This is a genomic window from Streptomyces sp. NPDC056580, assembly GCF_042793175.1.
In the GTDB taxonomy this organism is placed as follows: Bacteria; Actinomycetota; Actinomycetes; order Streptomycetales; family Streptomycetaceae; genus Streptomyces.
Map to the genome: position 1 here is coordinate 245,032 of NZ_JBHTVE010000008.1, position 17,284 is coordinate 262,315.

At 73.0% G+C, this 17,284-nt stretch carries 20 protein-coding genes; 10 read left to right on the plus strand and 10 right to left on the minus strand.

Features of this window, described 5'->3' with window-relative positions; all coding sequences use genetic code 11:
- Positions 1–8: 8 nt before the first annotated feature.
- Positions 9–440 carry an ATP-binding protein gene (locus ACFQ9Z_RS19900; protein WP_383019292.1) on the minus strand — a complete coding sequence of 144 codons (432 nt, stop codon included), beginning with the start codon at positions 438–440 and terminating at the stop codon, positions 9–11.
- A 276-nt stretch (positions 441–716) separates the two neighbouring features.
- Complete coding sequence (locus ACFQ9Z_RS19905; protein WP_383019296.1) at positions 717–1,733, minus strand: heavy metal transporter; 1,017 nt, start codon at positions 1,731–1,733, stop codon at positions 717–719.
- Between the two features lie 94 nt (positions 1,734–1,827).
- Between ACFQ9Z_RS19905 and dapE the strand changes: the two genes are divergently transcribed.
- Positions 1,828–2,907 (plus strand): succinyl-diaminopimelate desuccinylase, encoded by a 1,080-nt coding sequence (dapE, locus tag ACFQ9Z_RS19910; protein WP_383019300.1) that lies wholly within the window; start codon positions 1,828–1,830, stop codon positions 2,905–2,907.
- A gap of 106 nt (positions 2,908–3,013) precedes the next feature.
- On the plus strand, positions 3,014–3,772 hold the full coding sequence (locus ACFQ9Z_RS19915; RefSeq protein ID WP_383019304.1) for a TIGR00730 family Rossman fold protein: 759 nt from the start codon (positions 3,014–3,016) through the stop codon (positions 3,770–3,772).
- 62 nt (positions 3,773–3,834) lie between these two features.
- Here ACFQ9Z_RS19915 and folP read toward each other — a convergent pair whose 3' ends face one another.
- Positions 3,835–4,695 (minus strand): dihydropteroate synthase, encoded by an 861-nt coding sequence (gene folP / locus ACFQ9Z_RS19920; protein WP_383019307.1) that lies wholly within the window; start codon positions 4,693–4,695, stop codon positions 3,835–3,837.
- Between the two features lie 137 nt (positions 4,696–4,832).
- Between folP and ACFQ9Z_RS19925 the strand changes: the two genes are divergently transcribed.
- Together ACFQ9Z_RS19925 and ACFQ9Z_RS19930 are read left to right on the plus strand one after the other, a co-directional pair.
- Positions 4,833–5,183 carry a DivIVA domain-containing protein gene (locus ACFQ9Z_RS19925; protein WP_383019312.1) on the plus strand — a complete coding sequence of 117 codons (351 nt, stop codon included), beginning with the start codon at positions 4,833–4,835 and terminating at the stop codon, positions 5,181–5,183.
- Entirely contained in the window at positions 5,180–5,812 is a 633-nt protein-coding gene (locus tag ACFQ9Z_RS19930) for a DNA-3-methyladenine glycosylase I (protein WP_383019315.1), read from the plus strand. Before ACFQ9Z_RS19925 ends, ACFQ9Z_RS19930 begins: the two co-directional genes overlap by 4 nt.
- Positions 5,813–5,884: 72 nt before the next feature.
- On the opposite strand, the gene ACFQ9Z_RS19935 is transcribed toward ACFQ9Z_RS19930, so the two are convergent.
- Entirely contained in the window at positions 5,885–6,688 is an 804-nt protein-coding gene (locus ACFQ9Z_RS19935; RefSeq protein WP_383019319.1) for an enoyl-CoA hydratase/isomerase family protein, read from the minus strand.
- 376 nt (positions 6,689–7,064) lie between these two features.
- Between ACFQ9Z_RS19935 and ACFQ9Z_RS19940 the strand changes: the two genes are divergently transcribed.
- Entirely contained in the window at positions 7,065–7,232 is a 168-nt protein-coding gene (locus tag ACFQ9Z_RS19940) for a DUF3117 domain-containing protein (protein ID WP_018544333.1), read from the plus strand.
- An 87-nt stretch (positions 7,233–7,319) separates the two neighbouring features.
- Here the strand turns inward: ACFQ9Z_RS19940 and ACFQ9Z_RS19945 are convergent, their stop codons facing one another.
- Entirely contained in the window at positions 7,320–8,018 is a 699-nt protein-coding gene (locus ACFQ9Z_RS19945) for an O-methyltransferase (protein ID WP_143627258.1), read from the minus strand.
- Between the two features lie 234 nt (positions 8,019–8,252).
- Between ACFQ9Z_RS19945 and sigE the strand changes: the two genes are divergently transcribed.
- From sigE to ACFQ9Z_RS19965, 4 genes are all read left to right on the plus strand, one after another.
- Positions 8,253–8,969: an RNA polymerase sigma factor SigE gene (gene sigE / locus ACFQ9Z_RS19950; RefSeq protein ID WP_383019324.1), complete on the plus strand. Its 717-nt coding sequence runs from the start codon at positions 8,253–8,255 to the stop codon at positions 8,967–8,969.
- Positions 8,966–9,967 (plus strand): anti-sigma factor family protein, encoded by a 1,002-nt coding sequence (locus tag ACFQ9Z_RS19955; RefSeq protein WP_383019328.1) that lies wholly within the window; start codon positions 8,966–8,968, stop codon positions 9,965–9,967. Before sigE ends, ACFQ9Z_RS19955 begins: the two co-directional genes overlap by 4 nt.
- Positions 9,968–10,049: 82 nt before the next feature.
- Positions 10,050–10,487 carry a sec-independent translocase gene (locus ACFQ9Z_RS19960; RefSeq protein WP_383019332.1) on the plus strand — a complete coding sequence of 146 codons (438 nt, stop codon included), beginning with the start codon at positions 10,050–10,052 and terminating at the stop codon, positions 10,485–10,487.
- 210 nt (positions 10,488–10,697) lie between these two features.
- Positions 10,698–11,369, plus strand: a complete 672-nt coding sequence (locus ACFQ9Z_RS19965) for a hypothetical protein (protein ID WP_383019335.1) — start codon at positions 10,698–10,700, stop codon at positions 11,367–11,369.
- Positions 11,370–11,447: 78 nt separating this feature from the next.
- Here the strand turns inward: ACFQ9Z_RS19965 and ACFQ9Z_RS19970 are convergent, their stop codons facing one another.
- The 3 genes from ACFQ9Z_RS19970 to ACFQ9Z_RS19980 are packed head-to-tail and all read right to left on the minus strand — an operon-like array spanning position 11,448 to position 14,509.
- Positions 11,448–12,581, minus strand: coding sequence for an Mrp/NBP35 family ATP-binding protein (locus ACFQ9Z_RS19970; protein WP_383019338.1), 1,134 nt, complete (start codon positions 12,579–12,581; stop codon positions 11,448–11,450).
- Positions 12,582–12,624: 43 nt separating this feature from the next.
- Positions 12,625–13,230 (minus strand): DUF1003 domain-containing protein, encoded by a 606-nt coding sequence (locus tag ACFQ9Z_RS19975; RefSeq protein ID WP_383019341.1) that lies wholly within the window; start codon positions 13,228–13,230, stop codon positions 12,625–12,627.
- Positions 13,220–14,509, minus strand: a complete 1,290-nt coding sequence (locus tag ACFQ9Z_RS19980) for a magnesium transporter MgtE N-terminal domain-containing protein (RefSeq protein ID WP_383019346.1) — start codon at positions 14,507–14,509, stop codon at positions 13,220–13,222. Before ACFQ9Z_RS19980 ends, ACFQ9Z_RS19975 begins: the two co-directional genes overlap by 11 nt.
- A 198-nt stretch (positions 14,510–14,707) precedes the next feature.
- On the opposite strand from ACFQ9Z_RS19980, the gene ACFQ9Z_RS19985 reads away from it, so the two are divergent.
- The gene (locus ACFQ9Z_RS19985; RefSeq protein WP_383019911.1) at positions 14,708–15,430 is read left to right on the plus strand and encodes a hypothetical protein; all 723 of its coding nucleotides are present in this window, start codon (positions 14,708–14,710) and stop codon (positions 15,428–15,430) included.
- 17 nt (positions 15,431–15,447) lie between these two features.
- Here the strand turns inward: ACFQ9Z_RS19985 and ACFQ9Z_RS19990 are convergent, their stop codons facing one another.
- Both ACFQ9Z_RS19990 and ACFQ9Z_RS19995 read right to left on the minus strand, forming a co-directional pair.
- Positions 15,448–15,963 carry a hypothetical protein gene (locus ACFQ9Z_RS19990; protein ID WP_383019351.1) on the minus strand — a complete coding sequence of 172 codons (516 nt, stop codon included), beginning with the start codon at positions 15,961–15,963 and terminating at the stop codon, positions 15,448–15,450.
- A 23-nt stretch (positions 15,964–15,986) separates the two neighbouring features.
- Positions 15,987–17,111, minus strand: a complete 1,125-nt coding sequence (locus ACFQ9Z_RS19995; RefSeq protein WP_360660561.1) for a magnesium and cobalt transport protein CorA — start codon at positions 17,109–17,111, stop codon at positions 15,987–15,989.
- Between the last annotated feature and the right edge of the window lie 173 nt (positions 17,112–17,284).

The window sequence follows — 17,284 nt, forward strand, 5'->3', positions numbered from 1 at the left end:
GGCGCTGCTCAGCCGCCGAGCGGGAGCTGGGCGGCCGGCAGGGACGACGTGGGCAGTCCGCCCTGGGTGAGCGAGCCCGCGGACAGCCCGCCCTGGGCCGCGGTGCTCGCGGCGCGCCCGAGGACACCGCCCGCCGTCCCGGCGGCCCTGTTCGCCGCGGGCAACGCCTTCGTCACGGCGCCGGTGCCGCCCGGCGCCGCCTTCTTGGCCGCCTTGCCGTTCGTGCTGCCGGTGACGCCGGTGACGTGCTGTGCCGCGCCGTCGACGGTGCTGCCGACGCCGGCCGCGCTGTCCAGCGCGGTCAGGCCGCCGAGCGCCGGGGTGACCGTCGGCTGGTTCGTGGCCGCGCCGGCAGAGCCGGCCGCACCGACCCCGGCGGCCGCTCCCGCTGCGACGAGCAGCGCGGCACGGGCGATCCGGCGGGTCAGGGGGAGGGACATGGTGCTCCATTCGACGGGAGGAACGGTGGTGTGTCCGGGCCACCCGGACGCCGTGCTTACCGCTCGAGGCCGACGAAGGTTGCGGACGCCGAAGGCAAAGAATGGGCAACGCATCGCATTATCGTTTGTGGATAAAAATGGGCAAAGGTGGCTCGCTGAGGGTGCTGCAGAATCCTTACGGCCCTTGATTCCCAAGGGCTGCCGGAACATCGCGCGCCCCCGGCGGAGAACACGCCCGCCGCGCAGCCGCACAACCCGGCCGGGGGAGTCCCCGTACTACTGTCCGGTCACGATCCGGACCGACCCGGCGGACCTCTCCGCACCGCCGGCGCCGTCCGTGCCGATCCGGTGCCAGGTGCCGCCGCCGTCCCTCGCGGTCCACTCGCGGTCCGCGTATGACACCCGCTGGATGTGCAGCGCCGAGGAGTTGGCCACCGCCCACTGCGCGAGCTGCCAGCCCCGCTCGCGCTCCCGCTCGGCCGCCGCCGTCCTGCCCCCGCGCGCGCCGCCCCCGCGCGCGCCGCCCCCGGACACCGGCACCGTCACCGTCCGCCCGTGCGCGGTCGCGGTGACGCTCGGCGACGGCGACGGCGAGGGCACCGGCGTACCGCCCACCACGGCGCCGGTCTCCTGCAGCGCGTCCCGCCCGAAGTCCCGCACCAGCGCCGCCCGCACGGCGTCCGGGCCGGTCGCCGCGGCGGTGCGCTCAGGGCGCCCGGCACAGGTCAGCGTGGCCTCCGCGCGGCCGGTCAGCGCGGCCGCCAGCAGCTCGGCGTCCCGCTCGTGCTTGGCGTAGGCCTCCGGGTAGCCGCTGCGCTGCACGCGCTGCGCGGCCACCGTCAGCGGCAGGCCGGCGTAGTCCGGCACCTTGGCCAGGTGGGCGTAGAAGATGCCCGCCGAGTAGGCCGGGTCCATGATCTGCTCCTCGGTGCCCCAGCCCTGCGAGGGCCGCTGCTGGAACAGGCCGAGGGAATCCCGGTCGCCGTGCCCGAGGTTGCGCAGCCCCGACTCCTGCAGGGCGGTGGCCAGCGCGATCGTCGTGGCCCGCTCGGGCATGTGCCGCCCGGTGCCGACGGCCGCGATCGTCGCCGCGTTCACCGCCTGCTCGGGCGTGAACTCGTAGGACGCCCCGTCACCGTCGGCGGCGACCACCTTGCAGCCGCGCATGCCACCGCCCCCGGTGACGTACTGCACCACGAGGTAGGCGGCGACACCGCACAGGACCAACAGCGCCGCCCCGAAACGCAGGAGGCGGCCGCGACGCTTGGGACGGTTGGGGGACGGCTCTGGCACGCGTACAAGGTACTGGAGGGCCTTCCCGGCCCGGCGGCGGGTCCGCGCAGCGCGGCGCGGACCCGCCAGGACGCCATGGCCTAGGGTCGGGACCATGGCCGACACCTCGCTTGACCTCACGCTGGACGCCGCCGCGCTCACCGCGCGGCTCGTGGACTTCCCCTCCGAGAGCGGCACCGAGAAGCCGCTCGCGGACGCGATCGAGACCGCCCTGCGCGCGCTGCCGCACCTGAGGGTCGACCGCCACGGCAACAACGTGATCGCCCGTACGGACCTGGGGCGCGCCGAGCGGGTCGTGCTGGCCGGCCACATCGACACCGTCCCGATCGCCGGCAACGTGCCGTCCCGGCTGGACGAGGACGGCGTGCTGTGGGGCTGCGGCACCTGCGACATGAAGTCGGGCGTGGCGGTGCAGTTGCGCATCGCGGCGACGGTGCCGGCCCCCAACCGCGACCTGACCTTCGTCTTCTACGACAACGAGGAGGTCGCGGCCGAGCTCAACGGCCTCCGGCACGTCGCCGAGGCCCACCCGGACTGGCTGCGCGCCGACTTCGCGGTGCTGCTGGAGCCCTCCGACGGCCAGGTCGAGGGCGGCTGCCAGGGCACGCTGCGGGTGCTGCTGAAGACCCGGGGCGAGCGGGCGCACTCGGCACGCGGCTGGATGGGCTCCAACGCCATCCACACGGCCGCCCCGATCCTGGCCCGGCTCGCCTCCTACGAGCCGCGGTGGCCGGTCATCGACGGCCTGGAGTACCGCGAGGGCCTCAACGCCGTCGGGATCTCCGGTGGAGTGGCGGGCAACGTCATCCCCGACGAGTGCGTGGTGACGGTCAACTTCCGCTACGCCCCCGACCGCACCGAGGAGGAGGCGGTCGCCCACGTCCGTGAGGTGTTCGCGGACTGCGGGGTGGAGGAGTTCGTGATCGACGACCACAGCCCCGGCGCGCTGCCCGGCCTCTCCCACCCGGCCGCCGCGGCCTTCATCGAGGCGGTGGGCGGCACCCCGCAGCCCAAGTACGGCTGGACGGACGTCTCGCGCTTCTCCGCGCTCGGCGTGCCCGCCGTCAACTACGGTCCGGGCAACCCGCACCTGGCGCACAAGCGGGACGAGCGGGTAGAAGTGGCCAAGATCCTGGCGGGCGAGGAGCGGCTGCGGGCCTGGCTCACCGCGTAGCGGGGACCAGCGGGCGCCGCACGCCGGACACGCTCACGTCCCCCCTCCGAAACCCGTGTGGATCTAGGCTGGGAGGCCGTACTACCCGCAAGCGGAGGGAGCGCACATGGCGACCGGCAACCCCCTGGGGAAGAAGCAGCCGCCGGACGAGCAGCGACTCGGACCGGTCCTCCGGCGGCGGGACAAGGTGACGTCCAGTACGACCGACCAGCGGCTGCTGGACGAGCGTGCCCCCGCGGACTGGGTCCACACCGACCCCTGGCGGGTCCTGCGGATCCAGTCGGAGTTCGTCGAGGGCTTCGGCACGCTGGCCGAGCTCCCGCCCGCGATCAGCGTGTTCGGCTCCGCACGGACGCCCGCGGACTCCCCGGAGTACGACGCGGGCGTGAAGCTGGGGCGAGGGCTGGTCGAGGCCGGCTGGGCCGTGATCACCGGCGGCGGCCCGGGAGCCATGGAGGCGGCCAACAAGGGCGCGTGCGAGGCCGGCGGCACCTCCGTCGGGCTCGGCATCGAGCTGCCCTTCGAGCAGGGGCTGAACCCCTACGTCGACATCGGTCTGAACTTCCGCTACTTCTTCGTCCGCAAGATGATGTTCGTCAAGTACGCCCAGGGGTTCGTGGTGCTGCCCGGAGGCCTCGGCACCCTGGACGAGTTCTTCGAAGCACTCACCCTGGTCCAGACCCAGAAGGTGACCCGCTTCCCGATCGTCCTGTTCGGCAGCGAGTACTGGGGCGGCCTCGTGGACTGGCTGAAGAACACGCTGGTGGCCCAGGGCAAGGCGACGGAGAAGGACCTGCTGCTGTTCCACGTGACCGACGAGGTCGAGGAGGCGGTGGCCCTGGTGTCCAAGGAGGCCGGGCGCTAGACGCCGGGCGCTTCGCCCGGCGGCAGGGGGCCCGGGGCCTCGCCCCCGGCCCCGTTCCCCGCCTACGCCAGGCCCCTGCGGGCCACCGCCGGGGGCCGGTGGCCGGCGATGGACGCGACCATGTCCAGGACCTGGCGGGTCTCGGCGACCTCGTGCACGCGGTACACCTGGGCCCCCAGCCACGCCGAGACCGCGGTCGTCGCCAGCGTGCCGATCAGCCGTTCCTTCACCGGCCGGTCCAGCGTCTCGCCCACGAAGTCCTTGTTGGACAGCGACACCAGCACCGGCCAGCCGGTGGCGACCATCTCGTCCAGCCGCCGCGTCGCCTCCAGGCTGTGCCGCGTGTTCTTGCCGAAGTCGTGACCGGGGTCGATCAGCACCGACTCCCGGGGCACCCCCAGGGCGACGGCACGCTCCGCCAGTCCCAGGGTGACCCCCAGGATGTCGGCGACGACGTCGTCGTAGGCCACCCGGTGCGGGCGGGTGCGGGGCTCGGCCCCTCCCGCGTGCGTGCACACCAGTCCCACGCCGCGACGCGCGGCGACCTCCGCGAGGGCGGGATCGACGCCGCCCCACGCGTCGTTCAGCAGATCCGCGCCCGCCTCGCAGACCGCCTCGCCGACCTCGGCCCGCCAGGTGTCCACGCTGATGACCACATCGGGGAAGCGGCGCCGCACCTCGGCGACGAAACCCACCGTCCGCCGCGCCTCCTCCTCGGCCGTGACCTCCTCGCCGGGGCCCGCCTTCACTCCGCCGATGTCGACGATCGCGGCGCCCTCGGCCACCGCCCGCTCCACGCGGGCGAGGGCCGCCTCGTCGTGGAAGGTGGCTCCCTGGTCGTAGAAGGAGTCCGGGGTCCGGTTCACGATCGCCATGATCACGGACTCGTGCGGCCCGAATTCCCGCTTGCCCAGCCTGAGCATCCGCCGTGACCTCTCCTAGTACGTGCTTCGGTACAGCCGCCTGCGACCCTAACCGCCGGTTCCGCATGGCACGATCGGAGCCTGACAGATTCGTCTTCCGGCACAGCGTCCGGTATCGAGCGTGGGGACCTTCGGCGATGGTGATGTTCTTGTTCCTGGTCGTCGCCCTGGCCGTCGTGGTGGCCGCGGTGACACTCGCCGTGGTCAGCGGCGGTGAGCGCGGCCCGTTGCCGGAGGCCGCCCCGGAGCGGCTGCGGGACCCCCTGCCCCCGGACCGCCCGGTCGCCGGCCGGGACGTGGAGAACCTGCGCTTCCCGCTCGCACCGCGCGGCTACCGCATGTCCGACGTGGACGACGCCCTCGGCCGGCTCGCCGCCGAACTCGCCGAGCGGGACGCCCGGATCGCCGACCTGGAGTCCGCGCTGGCCGGCGCCCGCGCCGCCGCGCACGCCCGGCTGGACAAGCCGGGCCGGGAGGATCAGCGATGAGCACCGGAGCGGCCATCGTCGGGCCCGACGGCAGGGCACGCTGCCCGTGGGCCCTGTCCGCCGAGGACTACGTGGCGTACCACGACGAGGAGTGGGGCCGCCCGGTCCACGGCGACGACGCCCTCTTCGAGCGGATCAGCCTGGAGGCCTTCCAGTCGGGCCTGTCCTGGATCACGATCCTGCGCCGCCGCCCGGGCTTCCGCGCCGCGTTCGCCGGCTTCCGCATCGAGAAGGTCGCCGCGTTCACCGACGAGGACCGCGAGCGGCTGCTGGCCGACCCGGGCATCATCCGCAACCGCGCCAAGGTCGACGCCACCCTCGCCAACGCGCGCGTGCTGGCCGGCTGGGCCGAGGGCGAGCTGGACGAGCTGATCTGGTCGCACGCCCCCGAGCCCGCGGGCCGCCCGGTGCCGCGGACCCTGGCCGACGTCGCCGCCGTCACGCCGGAGTCCACGGCCCTGTCCAAGGCGCTGAAGAAGCGGGGCCTGCGGTTCGTCGGCCCCACGACGGCGTACGCGCTGATGCAGGCCTGCGGACTGGTCGACGACCACCTGGAGGGGTGCGTGAGCCGCACCGCCCCGGCGGTACGGGGTGCGTCCGGCGGAGCGGGCCGGCTCCGGGCTCAGTAGCCCCGTCGGCGCGGTGGGCGGGGCGTGCCACGGCCCGTGAGCGCGGCGCGGTCCGCCCGACCGACCCTCCGGTCAGCGGCCCAGGTACTTGGGCTTCTCCTTGTCCACGAAGGCCCGCACCGCGATCGCGTGGTCCTCGGAGCCGCCCGCGCGGGTCTGCAGCTCGTCCTCCTTCTCCAGGGTCTCGGCGAGGGAGTGGGTCAGGCCGTAGGCCACCGCCTCCTTGATCGCCGAGTAGGCCACCGTCGGGCCCTCGGCCAGGGCCCGGGCCACCTTCTCCGCCTCGGCCCGCAGCTCGGCGGCGGGCACGACCCGGTTGGCGATGCCCAGTTCCAGGGCGTCCTGGGCGCTGATGTTGCGCGGGAAGAGCAGCAGGTCGGCGGCGCGGGACGGACCGACCACCCGGGGCAGCGTCCAGGAGACGCCGGAGTCGGCGGTGAGCGCGACGCCCGCGAACGAGGTGTTGAAGGCCGCCGTGTCGGCGACCACCCGGTAGTCGGCGGCCAGCGCGAAGCCGAAACCGGCGCCGGCGGCGACGCCGTTCACCGCGGCGACCACCGGCTTCGCCGCTCCGGCCAGCGCCCGCACGATGGGGTTGTAGTGCTCCCTGACGGTGGTCATCGTCTGCCCCGCCCCGGTCTCGCGGTCCGACACCAGCAGCCCGATGTGCTCCTTGAGGTCCTGGCCCACGCAGAACGCCCGGTCCCCGGCCGCCGTCAGCAGGATCGCCCGCACGGCGCTGTCCCCGGCCGCGGACTCCGCCGCCTCCCGGAGGGCGACCTTGGCCGCGATGTTCAGCGCGTTCATCGCCTCGGGGCGGTTCAGCGTGATCGTCGCGAGTCCCTCGGTCACCTCGTAGAGAACGGTGTCGGCCATGGGGCATCCCCTCCGGTGTGAAGTGGTGGCGTACCGCTCGGTAGGCCACGGTCCGAAGGACAGCATGGCGGACATCGCCGTCCGGGGGCCGGAGCGCAGGTGTGACCTGCGTCAAAGAAAAACGGAGCGGAGCCGCACGCGGTGTGTCCGTGCGGGGGCGCAGTATCGCAGCCACATCGCCGAATTGGGTGGTTTTGCTCGCGCGCGTTGCTCAAGCGATGCCTACTGATGTTGGTCATCGGGTCCTGAGATGCGGGATAATGGCTTGGAAGCAATGTGTTCGATGCCGGTGTCGCGTGTCCCGTACCAGGACCGCGGGGTGCCCTTCGTGGGGCTTCGGCAGACGATGAGCCTGGTTTCAGGAAGGGGAACGAGCATGGCGGCCATGAAGCCGCGGACGGGTGATGGCCCGCTCGAGGTGACCAAGGAGGGGCGGGGCATCGTCATGCGCGTTCCGCTCGAAGGCGGCGGTCGGCTCGTCGTCGAGCTGACCCCTGACGAGGCCGAGGCCCTCGGCGACGCCCTCAAGAAGGTCGTCGTCTGACGAGCCGGCGATTCTGTCCTTCCGTCCGCCCCGGCATCGTATGCGGTGCCGGGGCGGACGTGTGTCCCGGCCCCCGGCGCACCAGACTCACCGCTTGACGGCGCACAGCAGCCCGTCGCCCACCGGCAGCAGCGACGTCACCAGCTCCTGGCTCTCCCGCACCGTGCGCAGCAGCTCGCGCAGCCGCAGCACCTCCGAGGGCTGCGGCCCGGAGTCGACCGTGCGGCCGTTGGCGAAGACGCCCTCGAAGACCACCAGCCCGCCCGGCCGCAGCAGGCGCAACGATTCAGCTAGGTAGTCGGAGTACTCCTGCCGGTCCCCGTCGCAGAAGACGAGGTCGTAGCCGGCGTCCGCGAGACGGGGCAGCACGTCGAGCGCGCGGCCCGGGATGAAGCGGGCCCGGTTGCTGGCGAAGCCGCAGCCGCGGAAGGCCTGCCGGGCGAACTGCTGGTGCTCGGGCTCCGGATCGACGGTGGTGAGCACCCCGTCGGGGCGCATGCCGTGCAGCAGGTGGATCCCCGACACCCCGCAGCCGGTGCCGATCTCCGCGACCGCCTTGGCGTCCACGGAGGCGGCGAGCAGGCGGAGCGCGGCGCCCGTGCCGGGCGACACCGAGCGCAGCCCTGCCTCGCGGGCCCGGTCGCGGGCCCACAGCAGCGCCTCGTCCTCGGCGACAAAGGCGTCGGCGAACGCCCAGCTCGTCTGCCGGTTGCCGGTAATGACCCTCTCCTGTCCCCGTGGGTGCCTGGGCGTGACTGTATCCGTTGGCGCCGGGAACCCGCAGATGGGACCGCGCGTTTACAGGGTTGAGACGAAGGGCCTGGACGCGACGGGGGGCGAGGGGTGGACCGGGACACCGAGCACATGCTGACGCAGGCGTATGAGCCGTATCAGCCCAGATCAATTTCTCGTAAAACCGCTTATCCGGTCCTAACGGGCGAGGTGGCTATGGTAGGGGCTCCACTGGACACCACCAGAGCTGACAGGGGAGGTGCGGCTGCGCCTGTCGACCGCAGAGGGATGCTGAGGCGTCTTCTCGGGCCGGCGGGGAAGCCGAAATCCGTGACCGACACTGCCGCTGACCACAGCCGGACCGCCGGCTTCGCCGCCGGCGACGCCCAGACCGCGAGCTTCACCACCGACGCGGACGGGCAGGCGTGGACTCCGCCCACCTGGGAGGAGATCGTCAGCACCCACAGCGGCCGCGTCTACCGCCTGGCCTACCGCCTCACGGGCAACCAGCACGACGCCGAGGACCTCACCCAGGAGGTCTTCGTCCGCGTCTTCCGTTCCCTCTCGACGTACTCGCCGGGCACCTTCGAGGGCTGGCTGCACCGCATCACCACCAACCTGTTCCTGGACATGGTCCGGCGCAAGCAGCGCATCCGCTTCGACGCCCTCGGCGAGGACGCGGCCGAGCGCCTGCCGAGCAAGGAGCCGACCCCGCAGCAGGTCTTCAACGACGCCCACTTCGACGCCGACGTGCAGCAGGCGCTGGACACCCTCGCGCCCGAGTTCCGCGCCGCCGTCGTGCTGTGCGACATCGAGGGACTGTCGTACGAGGAGATCGCCGCGACCCTCGGCGTGAAGCTCGGCACGGTCCGCTCCCGCATCCACCGCGGCCGCTCCCAGCTCCGCAAGGCCCTCGCCCACCGGTCGCCCGAGGCCCGCAAGGCCGGGCGGCGCTCCTTCGTGGCCCGTGTCCCCGCTCTGGGGGGAGGGGGCGCGACCGCGTGAACGGATCCCGTCCGAAACCCGCTCGGGCGCACCTCGCCGAGCAGCACCTGGGAGACCGGCTCTCCGCCCTGGTGGACGGGGAGCTCGGTCATGAGTCGCGCGAGCGCGTCCTCGCCCACCTGGCCACCTGCACCCGGTGCAAGGCGGAGGCGGACGCCCAGCGCCGGCTGAAGAACGTGTTCGCCGAGGCGGCCCCGCCGCCCCCCTCCGAGAGCTTCCTGGCCCGTCTCCAGGGCCTTCCCGGGGGAGGTGACCTGGACGGCGGCGGCACGCCGGCGCCCGGGGGAGGCTTCCTCGGGCGAGGCGCCGAGGCCGGGGTCTTCGGGGTGAGCCGCGAGGAGCGCTTCGAGTTCGGCTACGTACCCGCCGCTCCCGTCCACGCCGTGGCCCCCGCCCCCGAGGAGCGCGGCTTCCGCATACACCCCGTCGGCCGCCCGGACGCCGACCGCCCCGCCTCGCGCGGACTGCGGTTCGCGGCCGCCGCCGCCGGGGCGGTGTCGCTGGCCGCGGTCGCCCTCGGCGGCGTCACCACCGCCATCCCCGGCGGCCTCGCCGCGGACGCCCGCGGCGGCGCCGGCACGGGCAGCGTGGTCCCGGCCCGCTCGGCGGGCGCCGGCACGGCCGCGAGCGCGGCGACGCCGGACGCGCAGCGCCGCCGTGCGGTGGGGCCGCTGCTCGCCCAGGGCGGCACCCTGCCCGGCCCGGACCCGGCGGCGCCGACGTCCCTGTCGGCCCCCCTGCTGCCCGGAGCCCAGCCGCCCCTGGCCGGGCAGGTCCAGGACGTCATGCGCGACCTGACCACGCCGGTGATGGCCGGCGCGGCCGCGGTCTCGCCGCTGATACGCCCGCTGGGCGACATCACCCCCCTGCCCCTGACCACCTGGCCGGCCGCGCCCGGCCTCGAGGTCACGCCCGGGCCGAACGGCCCGGACGCGCTGTCGGCTCCGGTCACCGACACGCCCTCGGCCGCTCCTTCCGCCCCGTCCGGGCGGAACTGACGGAAGTCTCACCACCAGGCGGTACCCGTCCGACAGGTGGGCCGGGTACCGTTGAGCGACCGAGGATCGCAAGGAGCGCCAGGTGTTCAATGACATAGGACCACTCGAGCTGGTGACCATCATTGTTCTCGCTGTGCTCGTGTTCGGTCCGGACAAGCTCCCCAAGGTCATCCAGGACGTGACGCGGACGATCCGGAAGATCCGCGAGTTCTCGGAGAGCGCCAAGCAGGACATCCGCAGCGAGCTGGGCCCGGAGTTCAAGGACTTCGAGTTCGAGGACCTCAACCCCAAGACGTTCATCCGCAAGCAGATGAACAACGAGGACCTGGGGCTGAAGGAGATCCGCAACGGGTTCGACCTGAAGAAGGAGATGGCCGAGGTCACGGACGCGGTCAACAGCCGCGACGGCCAGACGTCGTCCTCGTCGTCCTCCTCGTCCGGCGGTCGCATCGACATGACCAAGAAGCCCCAGGACTCCGGCAAGGACGTCCGTCCGGCCTTCGACGCCGACGCCACCTGAGCCCGAACGGGCGTCAGGTGACGCACCTCACAACCCGCTCACGTCGTACAAGTCCCCGGTGGGCCGCACGCGCGACCCACGCGCCGGGCGGTTTCCGTGCCGCCCTCACCGGTGTGGATATGCTGCCGAGTTGTTGTGCGGTCCGGACGAGGACGCCCGAAGGGGGGCGGGCCACCCCGGTCCGACGAGAGCGAGGAGGCGTCCGGGCAGATGGAGACGACGAGTCGGGTGGGCGCGCAGCCGCCGGCCGCGGAGGGCGGAAGACAGCTCCCCTCCGCCCCGCGCACCATCGACGGGTACCTGCGGGCGCCCTTCCCCTGGTACGGCCTCGACGAGGCCTTCACGGGGCCGCGCTGGCTGATGCAGGTCGGCACGGCGGCAGACGGCGCCGTCGAGCACGGGTCGATCGGGCACGGTGACGAGCCCTCCGTGCGCAACGAGCACGTGGCCGCGGCCACGGACGAGCCGAGGGAGAAGTTCGCGGTGGTCGTCACCGTCGCCGCCAACCCCTCCCGCCGGAGCGCCGACGGCACGGGTCTGCTGGAGGCGACGTCGGTCTCCTCGGCGGCCTGGCTTGCGGGCGTGGGGCTGCTGTCCTTCACCTGGCCCGGGCAGATGGACCACACCCTGCGCGACGACTGGCTGGACCAGCAGACCGAGACCGCCTGGGCGCTGGCCGACGACCTAGAGGGACCGGAGTGGTCCAGCCTCTCCCTGCCGGTGGACGGGACGCCCATGCCCTTCTACTACCGGGAGTCCGAGTTCGGCTGGGTGCTGGCCGGCACCACCGGCTCCGGCGTGCACGTCGGCGCCTACGGGCGGGGGATGAGCGCGTACGGACTGGGCTTCTCGGTCGTCAAGGACGTCGCCGCGTACGCCTGACGGACCCGCGGGCACACGAAAGGGGCGCCGGTACCGCTCGGCGCCCCTTCGTCCCGGGCCGGACGGCCGCGAGAGGGCTCAGAACTTGTTCTTGGGGGTCAGCCCCAGCGACAGGCCCGACAGGCCGCGCTGACGGCCGCCCAGCTTCCCCGCGATGGCCCGCAGGGCCGAACCCGCCGGGGAGTCCGGGTCGCTCAGGACCACCGGCTTGCCCTCGTCGCCGCCCTCGCGCAGCCGGACGTCGATCGGGATGCTGCCGAGCACCGGGACCGACGCACCCGTGGTGCGGGTGAGGCCGTCCGCGACCGTCTGGCCGCCGCCGGTGCCGAAGACGTCGACCATCTCGCCGCAGTGCGGGCAGGGCAGGCCGGACATGTTCTCGACCACGCCGACGATCTTCTGGTGGGTCTGCACGGCGATGGAGCCGGCCCGCTCGGCGACCTCGGCCGCCGCCTGCTGGGGAGTCGTCACGACCAGGATCTCGGCGTTCGGGACGAGCTGCGCGACCGAGATCGCGATGTCACCGGTGCCGGGCGGCAGGTCGAGCAGCAGGACGTCCAGGTCGCCCCAGTACACGTCGGCGAGGAACTGCTGGAGCGCGCGGTGCAGCATCGGGCCGCGCCAGACGACCGGCGCGTTGCCCGGGGTGAACATGCCGATGGAGATGACCTTCACACCGTTCGCGGACGGCGGCATGATCATGTTCTCGACCTGGGTCGGACGGCCGTCCGCGCCCAGCATGCGCGGCACGCTGTGGCCGTAGATGTCGGCGTCCACGACACCGACCTTCAGGCCGTCGGCCGCCATCGCCGCGGCCAGGTTGACCGTCACCGAGGACTTGCCGACGCCGCCCTTGCCGGAGGCGACCGCGTAGACCCGGGTGAGGCTGCCCGGCTTGGCGAAGGGGACCTCGCGCTCGGCCTGGCCGCCGCGCAGCGCGTTCGCCAGCTCCTTGCGCTGCTCGTCGCTCATCACGTCCAGCGAGACGGTGACGCCGGTGACGCCCTCGACCCGGGAGACGGCCTCGGTCACCCGCTGGGTGATCGTCTCGCGCATCGGGCAGCCGGAGACCGTCAGGTACACGGTGACCGCGACCGCGCCGTCCTCCCCGACCTCCACCGACTTGACCATCCCCAGCTCGGTGATGGGCCGGTTGATCTCAGGGTCGTTCACCGTCGCCAGTGCCTCGCGCACCGCGTCTTCCGTAGCCATAGAGACGATGGTACGGCGCTCCGAGGGGCCCGGGGGTAGCGGCTCAGCGGTCGTCTGCGTCACGTCCGGGCGACCGTTCCGCCCGCTCTGCCGGGAATACGACGTGCCCGTCGTGGCGCCGCCGCTCCTCCAGTTCCTTCACCAGGTCCTGCAGCTCCGAGCGGATCCAGTCGCGGGTGGCCACCTCGCCGAGGCCGGTGCGCAGCGCGGCGACCTCCCTGGTCAGGTACTCGGTGTCGGCGATGGACCGCTCGTTCTGCTTGCGGTCCTGCTCCAGGTTGACCCGGTCGCGGTCGTCCTGCCTGTTCTGCGCCAGCAGGATCAGCGGGGCCGCGTAGGAGGCCTGCAGGGACAGCATCAGGGTCAGGAAGATGAACGGGTACTGGTCGAAGCGCAGCCCCACCGGCGCGGCCACGTTCCACAGGACCCACAGGATGATGACGACCGTCATCCAGACGATGAACCGCCCCGTGCCGAGGAAGCGGGCGATCCGCTCCGACAGCCGGCCGAACGCCTCCGGGTCCCACTCGGGCAGGATCCGGCGCCTCGGCGGGCGCGGCTGGTCCAGCCGGGGGGTGCGGGGCCGGGGGGCGGCCGTGGCGCCCGCCGGGTTGCGCTCGCGGGTCGCGGTGTCGCGCTCAGGAGCCATGAGTGGCCGCCTCCTCTCCCTCGTCCAGGTGGAACTCCGTCTCCCGCCAGTCGTCGGGCAGCATGTGGTCCAGGACGTCGTCCACGGTGACCGCGCCGAGCAGCGAGCCGGACTCGTCCACCACGGGGGCGGCCACCATGTCGTACGCGGCGAAGAACCCGGCGACGACCGGCAGGGCGGCGTCCGGGTCCAGGGTCTGCAGATCGTCGTCGACCATCGAGCTGACCAGGGTGTACGGGGGATCGCGCAGCAGCCGCTGGAAGTGGACCGTGCCCAGGTACTTGCCGGTCGGGGTCTCGTCGGGCGGGCGGCAGACGTAGACCTGGGCGGCGAGCGCGGGGGAGAGGTCCTGGTTGCGGACCCGGGCGAGCGCGTCGGCGACGGTGGCGTCCGGGCGCAGCACGATCGGCTCGGTGGTCATCAGACCGCCCGCGGTGTGCTCCTCGTAGGACATCAGGCGCCGCATGTCGGCCGCGTCGGCGGGCTTCATCAGGCTCAGCAGCCGCTCCTTGTCCGCCTCCGGCAGCTCGGACAGCAGGTCGGCCGCGTCGTCCGGGTCCATGGCCTCCAGGACGTCGGCCGCGCGCTCCTCGGCCAGCTTGCCGAGGATCTCGATCTGGTCGTCCTCCGGCAGCTCCTCCAGGACGTCGGCCAGGCGGTCGTCGTCCAGGGCCGCGGCGACCTCGGCGCGGCGCTTGGCGGACAGGTGGTGCAGCACGTTGGCGAGGTCGGCCGGGCGGAGCTGCTCGAACGTGGCGAGCAGGTTCTCGGCGCCCTGTCCGTGCTCCTCGAGCGAGAAGCCGGTGACGGCCGACCACTCGACGGTCAGCGTCTCGCCCTTGGCCCGGCGGAAGGCGCCGCCCCTGCGGCCCCTGCGGACGAAGACGCGGTCGATCTCCCAGTCCCGGCGGGCGGGGAGCTGCTGGACGGACAGGTCGAGGACGGTGACCTCCTCGTCGCCCTCCACCAGCTTCACCCGCCGGTCCAGCAGTTCGCCGAAGACCAGCCGCTCGGTGGGCCGCTGCTCGAAACGGCGCATGTTGAGCACGCCGGTGGTGATGACCTGTCCGGACTCGATGCCGGTCACCCGGGTCATGGGCAGGAAGATGCGGCGCCGGGTGGACAGCTCGACGACCAGCCCGAGGACGCGCGGGGGCCGTCGCCCGACGCGCAGCATGACCACCAGGTCGCGTACGCGACCCACCTGGTCGCCGCTCGGATCGAAGACGGGGACCCCGGCGAGGTGCGAGACGAAGATCCGGGGGGCGCCGGCTGCCATGACTGTGCTTCCTTTGCTCGCCTTGCGTGGGATTGCTGTTCTCTGCCCGCTCGCGTGCGCTTCAGGCTAGCCCGTACCGATCGGATACGCCCTGGTGGGCGGTCCGGACGGTCCGGCTCCGCCGGTCGGGCGGGGCCCCGGTACGCTGCCGTACGCCGCTCAGCACCCGTCAGAAAGGCAGCCCTTGCTGTGACTGCGATGCCCCTGGGCCGTGTTCGCCGGGCCGCGCTGGTGACCGCGACGTGCGCGCTGGCGGTGACGGGAGCGACGGTGCTGACGGGGTGCAGCGACGATCCGGACGCCGGGACCAACGGGGTCGGCAAGCTGCCCGCCGGCGAGATCCAGGCGAGGACCCGGGCCGCCGCGGAGGCGGCCCCCGCCGTGCGGCTGTCCGGGACCGTGGTCACCAGCGGGCGTACGTACCGGCTGGACATGCGGCTGAAGGACGACGGCGGCACCGGTTCGGTCACCTCCCGGGGCGCCACCTTCCGGCTGCTGCGGGTCGGAACCCAGCTGTACCTGAAGGCCGACGCGCGGTTCTGGAACGGCGGCGACGAGTCCGCGGCGGGCACGCTCGACGGCAAGTACGTGAAGGTGCCCCAAGGAGACCCCGCGTACAAGAAGTTCAGCGGTTTCACGGACAAGGACGTCCTCCTCGACGGTCTGCTGACCCTGCACGGCTCGCTGGCGACCGACGGCCACCACGACACAGCGGGTACCCCAACCATCCGCGTCACCGGCGACGGCGGCGACGGCGGCACCCTGGACGTCTCCCTGGACGGCAAGCCGTACCCGCTGCGCCTGGTGCGCGCCGCCTCCGCGGGCACCCTGGCCTTCTCCGACTGGGGCAAGGACTTCACCGTGACCCGGCCCGCGAAGGGCGAGACGGTCGACTACGGCAAGCAGCTGCCGACGTCGTAGCCCGCACGCCCCCGGCGCTAGCGCTTCTTCCGGCGCCCGGCCAGCAGGCGGTGCAGGCCCGCCGGGGCCGGCCGGCGGGTCGTCGCCGGGGACGGCACCGGACGCTCCGCCAGGCTCCCGGAGGGCAACGGAAGCGGGGACCCGTCCGGCACCAGGCGCAGCACCCTGCACTCCCGGGCCCAGCGGGCGGGCATCTCCTCGCCGTCGGGGGCGTTCAGCCGCTTGCCCTTCAGCTCGGCCACCGCGGCCTCCCACTCCGGCGAGCCGGCGCCCAGCTCCGACACGGTGGCCCGCCAGGTCACCAGCCGGCCCCCCTTGTCCTTGCTGCGCACGCTCACCTCGGCCGAGCCGCCGTCGCCGAGGCCGGTCAGCGGCTGCTCCCCGGGTCCGTCGCCCACCAGGCACACCGCGCCCTCGTGCCACACGTGCCACAGAGCGCGCGCCGCCGGGGCCCCGGCGCCCTTGACCCAGATGAGGCCGGACTTCTTGGTGGCCTCCTCGACGAGGGCCTGGTCGAGCAGCTCGCTTGTCATGAGCCCAGCCTAACCAGGGCCGGTCACAGCCAGCCGTTGCGCTTCAGGGTGCGGTGGATGCCCAGGCACAGGGCGACCGTGACGCCCATGATCACCGGGTAGCCGTACCGCCAGTGCAGCTCCGGCATGTACTTGAAGTTCATCCCGTACACCCCGCAGACCATCGTCGGCACGGCGATGATCGCGGCCCAGGCGGTGATCTTGCGCATGTCCTCGTTCTGCGCGACGGACGCCTGCGCCAGGTTGGCCTGGAGGATGGAGTTGAGCAGTTCGTCGAAGCCCAGCACCTGCTCCTGGACCCGGGCGAGGTGGTCGGCGACGTCCCGGAAGTACTTCTGGATGTCGGGGTCGACCAGCCGCATCGGGCGCTCGCTCAGCAGCTGCATGGGCCGCAGCAGCGGGGCCACCGCCCGCTTGAACTCCAGCACCTCACGCTTGAGCTGGTAGATCCGCGCCGAGTCCACACCGCGCGAGACCCCGCCCCGCCGGCCCGGCGAGAAGACCTCGGTCTCCACCTCGTCGATGTCGACCTGCACCGCGTCGGCCACCGCGATGTAGCCGTCCACCACGTGGTCCGCGATCGCGTGCAGCACGGCCGAGGGGCCCTTGGCGAGCAGTTCGGGGTCGTCCTGCAGCCGGTGCCGCAGCGCCCGCAGCGAGCCCTGGCCGCCGTGCCGGACGGTGATGAAGAAGTCCCGGCCGGTGAAGCACATGACCTCGCCGGTCTCCACCACCTCGCTGGTCGCGGTGAGCCGGTCGTGCTCGATGTAGTGGATGGTCTTGAAGACGGTGAACAGCGAGTCGTCGTACCGCTCCAGCTTGGGCCGCTGGTGGGCCTGCACCGCGTCCTCCACGGCCAGCGGGTGCAGCCCGAACTCCCGGGCGATGCCGGCGAATTCCGACTCCGTCGGCTCGTGCAGCCCGATCCACACGAACCCGCCGTCGCGGCGCACCAGCCGCATCGCCTCCTGCGGGCTCAGCGGCTCCGCGCTGCGCACCCGGGCGCCGTCGCGGTAGACGGCGCAGTCGACGACGGCCGAGGGCGTGGCGGGGTCACGCGTGGTGTCGTAGGGCGCGCTCTGCTCCTTGCGCGGCGAGACGCGGGACGACGGGCGGACCACGGCGCGCAGGTCGCGGATCATCGACATGGGCAGGCTCCTTCGCGGGCGGGCAGCGAAAGCGCGCGTCTACGGGTGGAACTACCCGGAATGGGGACGTCCTGCGGAGTCTTCCCGGCGTTCGGGCGGGGAAGGATGTTTGGCACGTCCACAAAGCGGGGAGCACCGCACCGTCGCGGTGGCGTCTTCACTGCTGACGCAGA

Coding starts and splice junctions, on each gene's coding strand:
- ACFQ9Z_RS19985 (WP_383019911.1), top strand. CDS start 14,708: ATGCCCCTGGGCCGTGTTCGCCGGGCCGCGCTGGTGACCGCGACGTGC.
- ACFQ9Z_RS19965 (WP_383019335.1), top strand. CDS start 10,698: ATGGAGACGACGAGTCGGGTGGGCGCGCAGCCGCCGGCCGCGGAGGGC.
- ACFQ9Z_RS19975 (WP_383019341.1), bottom strand. CDS start 13,230: ATGGCTCCTGAGCGCGACACCGCGACCCGCGAGCGCAACCCGGCGGGC.
- ACFQ9Z_RS19930 (WP_383019315.1), top strand. CDS start 5,180: ATGAGCACCGGAGCGGCCATCGTCGGGCCCGACGGCAGGGCACGCTGC.
- ACFQ9Z_RS19900 (WP_383019292.1), bottom strand. CDS start 440: ATGTCCCTCCCCCTGACCCGCCGGATCGCCCGTGCCGCGCTGCTCGTC.
- ACFQ9Z_RS19925 (WP_383019312.1), top strand. CDS start 4,833: ATGGTGATGTTCTTGTTCCTGGTCGTCGCCCTGGCCGTCGTGGTGGCC.
- ACFQ9Z_RS19980 (WP_383019346.1), bottom strand. CDS start 14,509: ATGGCAGCCGGCGCCCCCCGGATCTTCGTCTCGCACCTCGCCGGGGTC.
- ACFQ9Z_RS19970 (WP_383019338.1), bottom strand. CDS start 12,581: ATGGCTACGGAAGACGCGGTGCGCGAGGCACTGGCGACGGTGAACGAC.
- ACFQ9Z_RS19915 (WP_383019304.1), top strand. CDS start 3,014: ATGGCGACCGGCAACCCCCTGGGGAAGAAGCAGCCGCCGGACGAGCAG.
- folP (WP_383019307.1), bottom strand. CDS start 4,695: ATGCTCAGGCTGGGCAAGCGGGAATTCGGGCCGCACGAGTCCGTGATC.
- ACFQ9Z_RS19940 (WP_018544333.1), top strand. CDS start 7,065: ATGGCGGCCATGAAGCCGCGGACGGGTGATGGCCCGCTCGAGGTGACC.
- ACFQ9Z_RS19990 (WP_383019351.1), bottom strand. CDS start 15,963: ATGACAAGCGAGCTGCTCGACCAGGCCCTCGTCGAGGAGGCCACCAAG.
- ACFQ9Z_RS19995 (WP_360660561.1), bottom strand. CDS start 17,111: ATGTCGATGATCCGCGACCTGCGCGCCGTGGTCCGCCCGTCGTCCCGC.
- ACFQ9Z_RS19935 (WP_383019319.1), bottom strand. CDS start 6,688: ATGGCCGACACCGTTCTCTACGAGGTGACCGAGGGACTCGCGACGATC.
- dapE (WP_383019300.1), top strand. CDS start 1,828: ATGGCCGACACCTCGCTTGACCTCACGCTGGACGCCGCCGCGCTCACC.
- sigE (WP_383019324.1), top strand. CDS start 8,253: ATGCTGAGGCGTCTTCTCGGGCCGGCGGGGAAGCCGAAATCCGTGACC.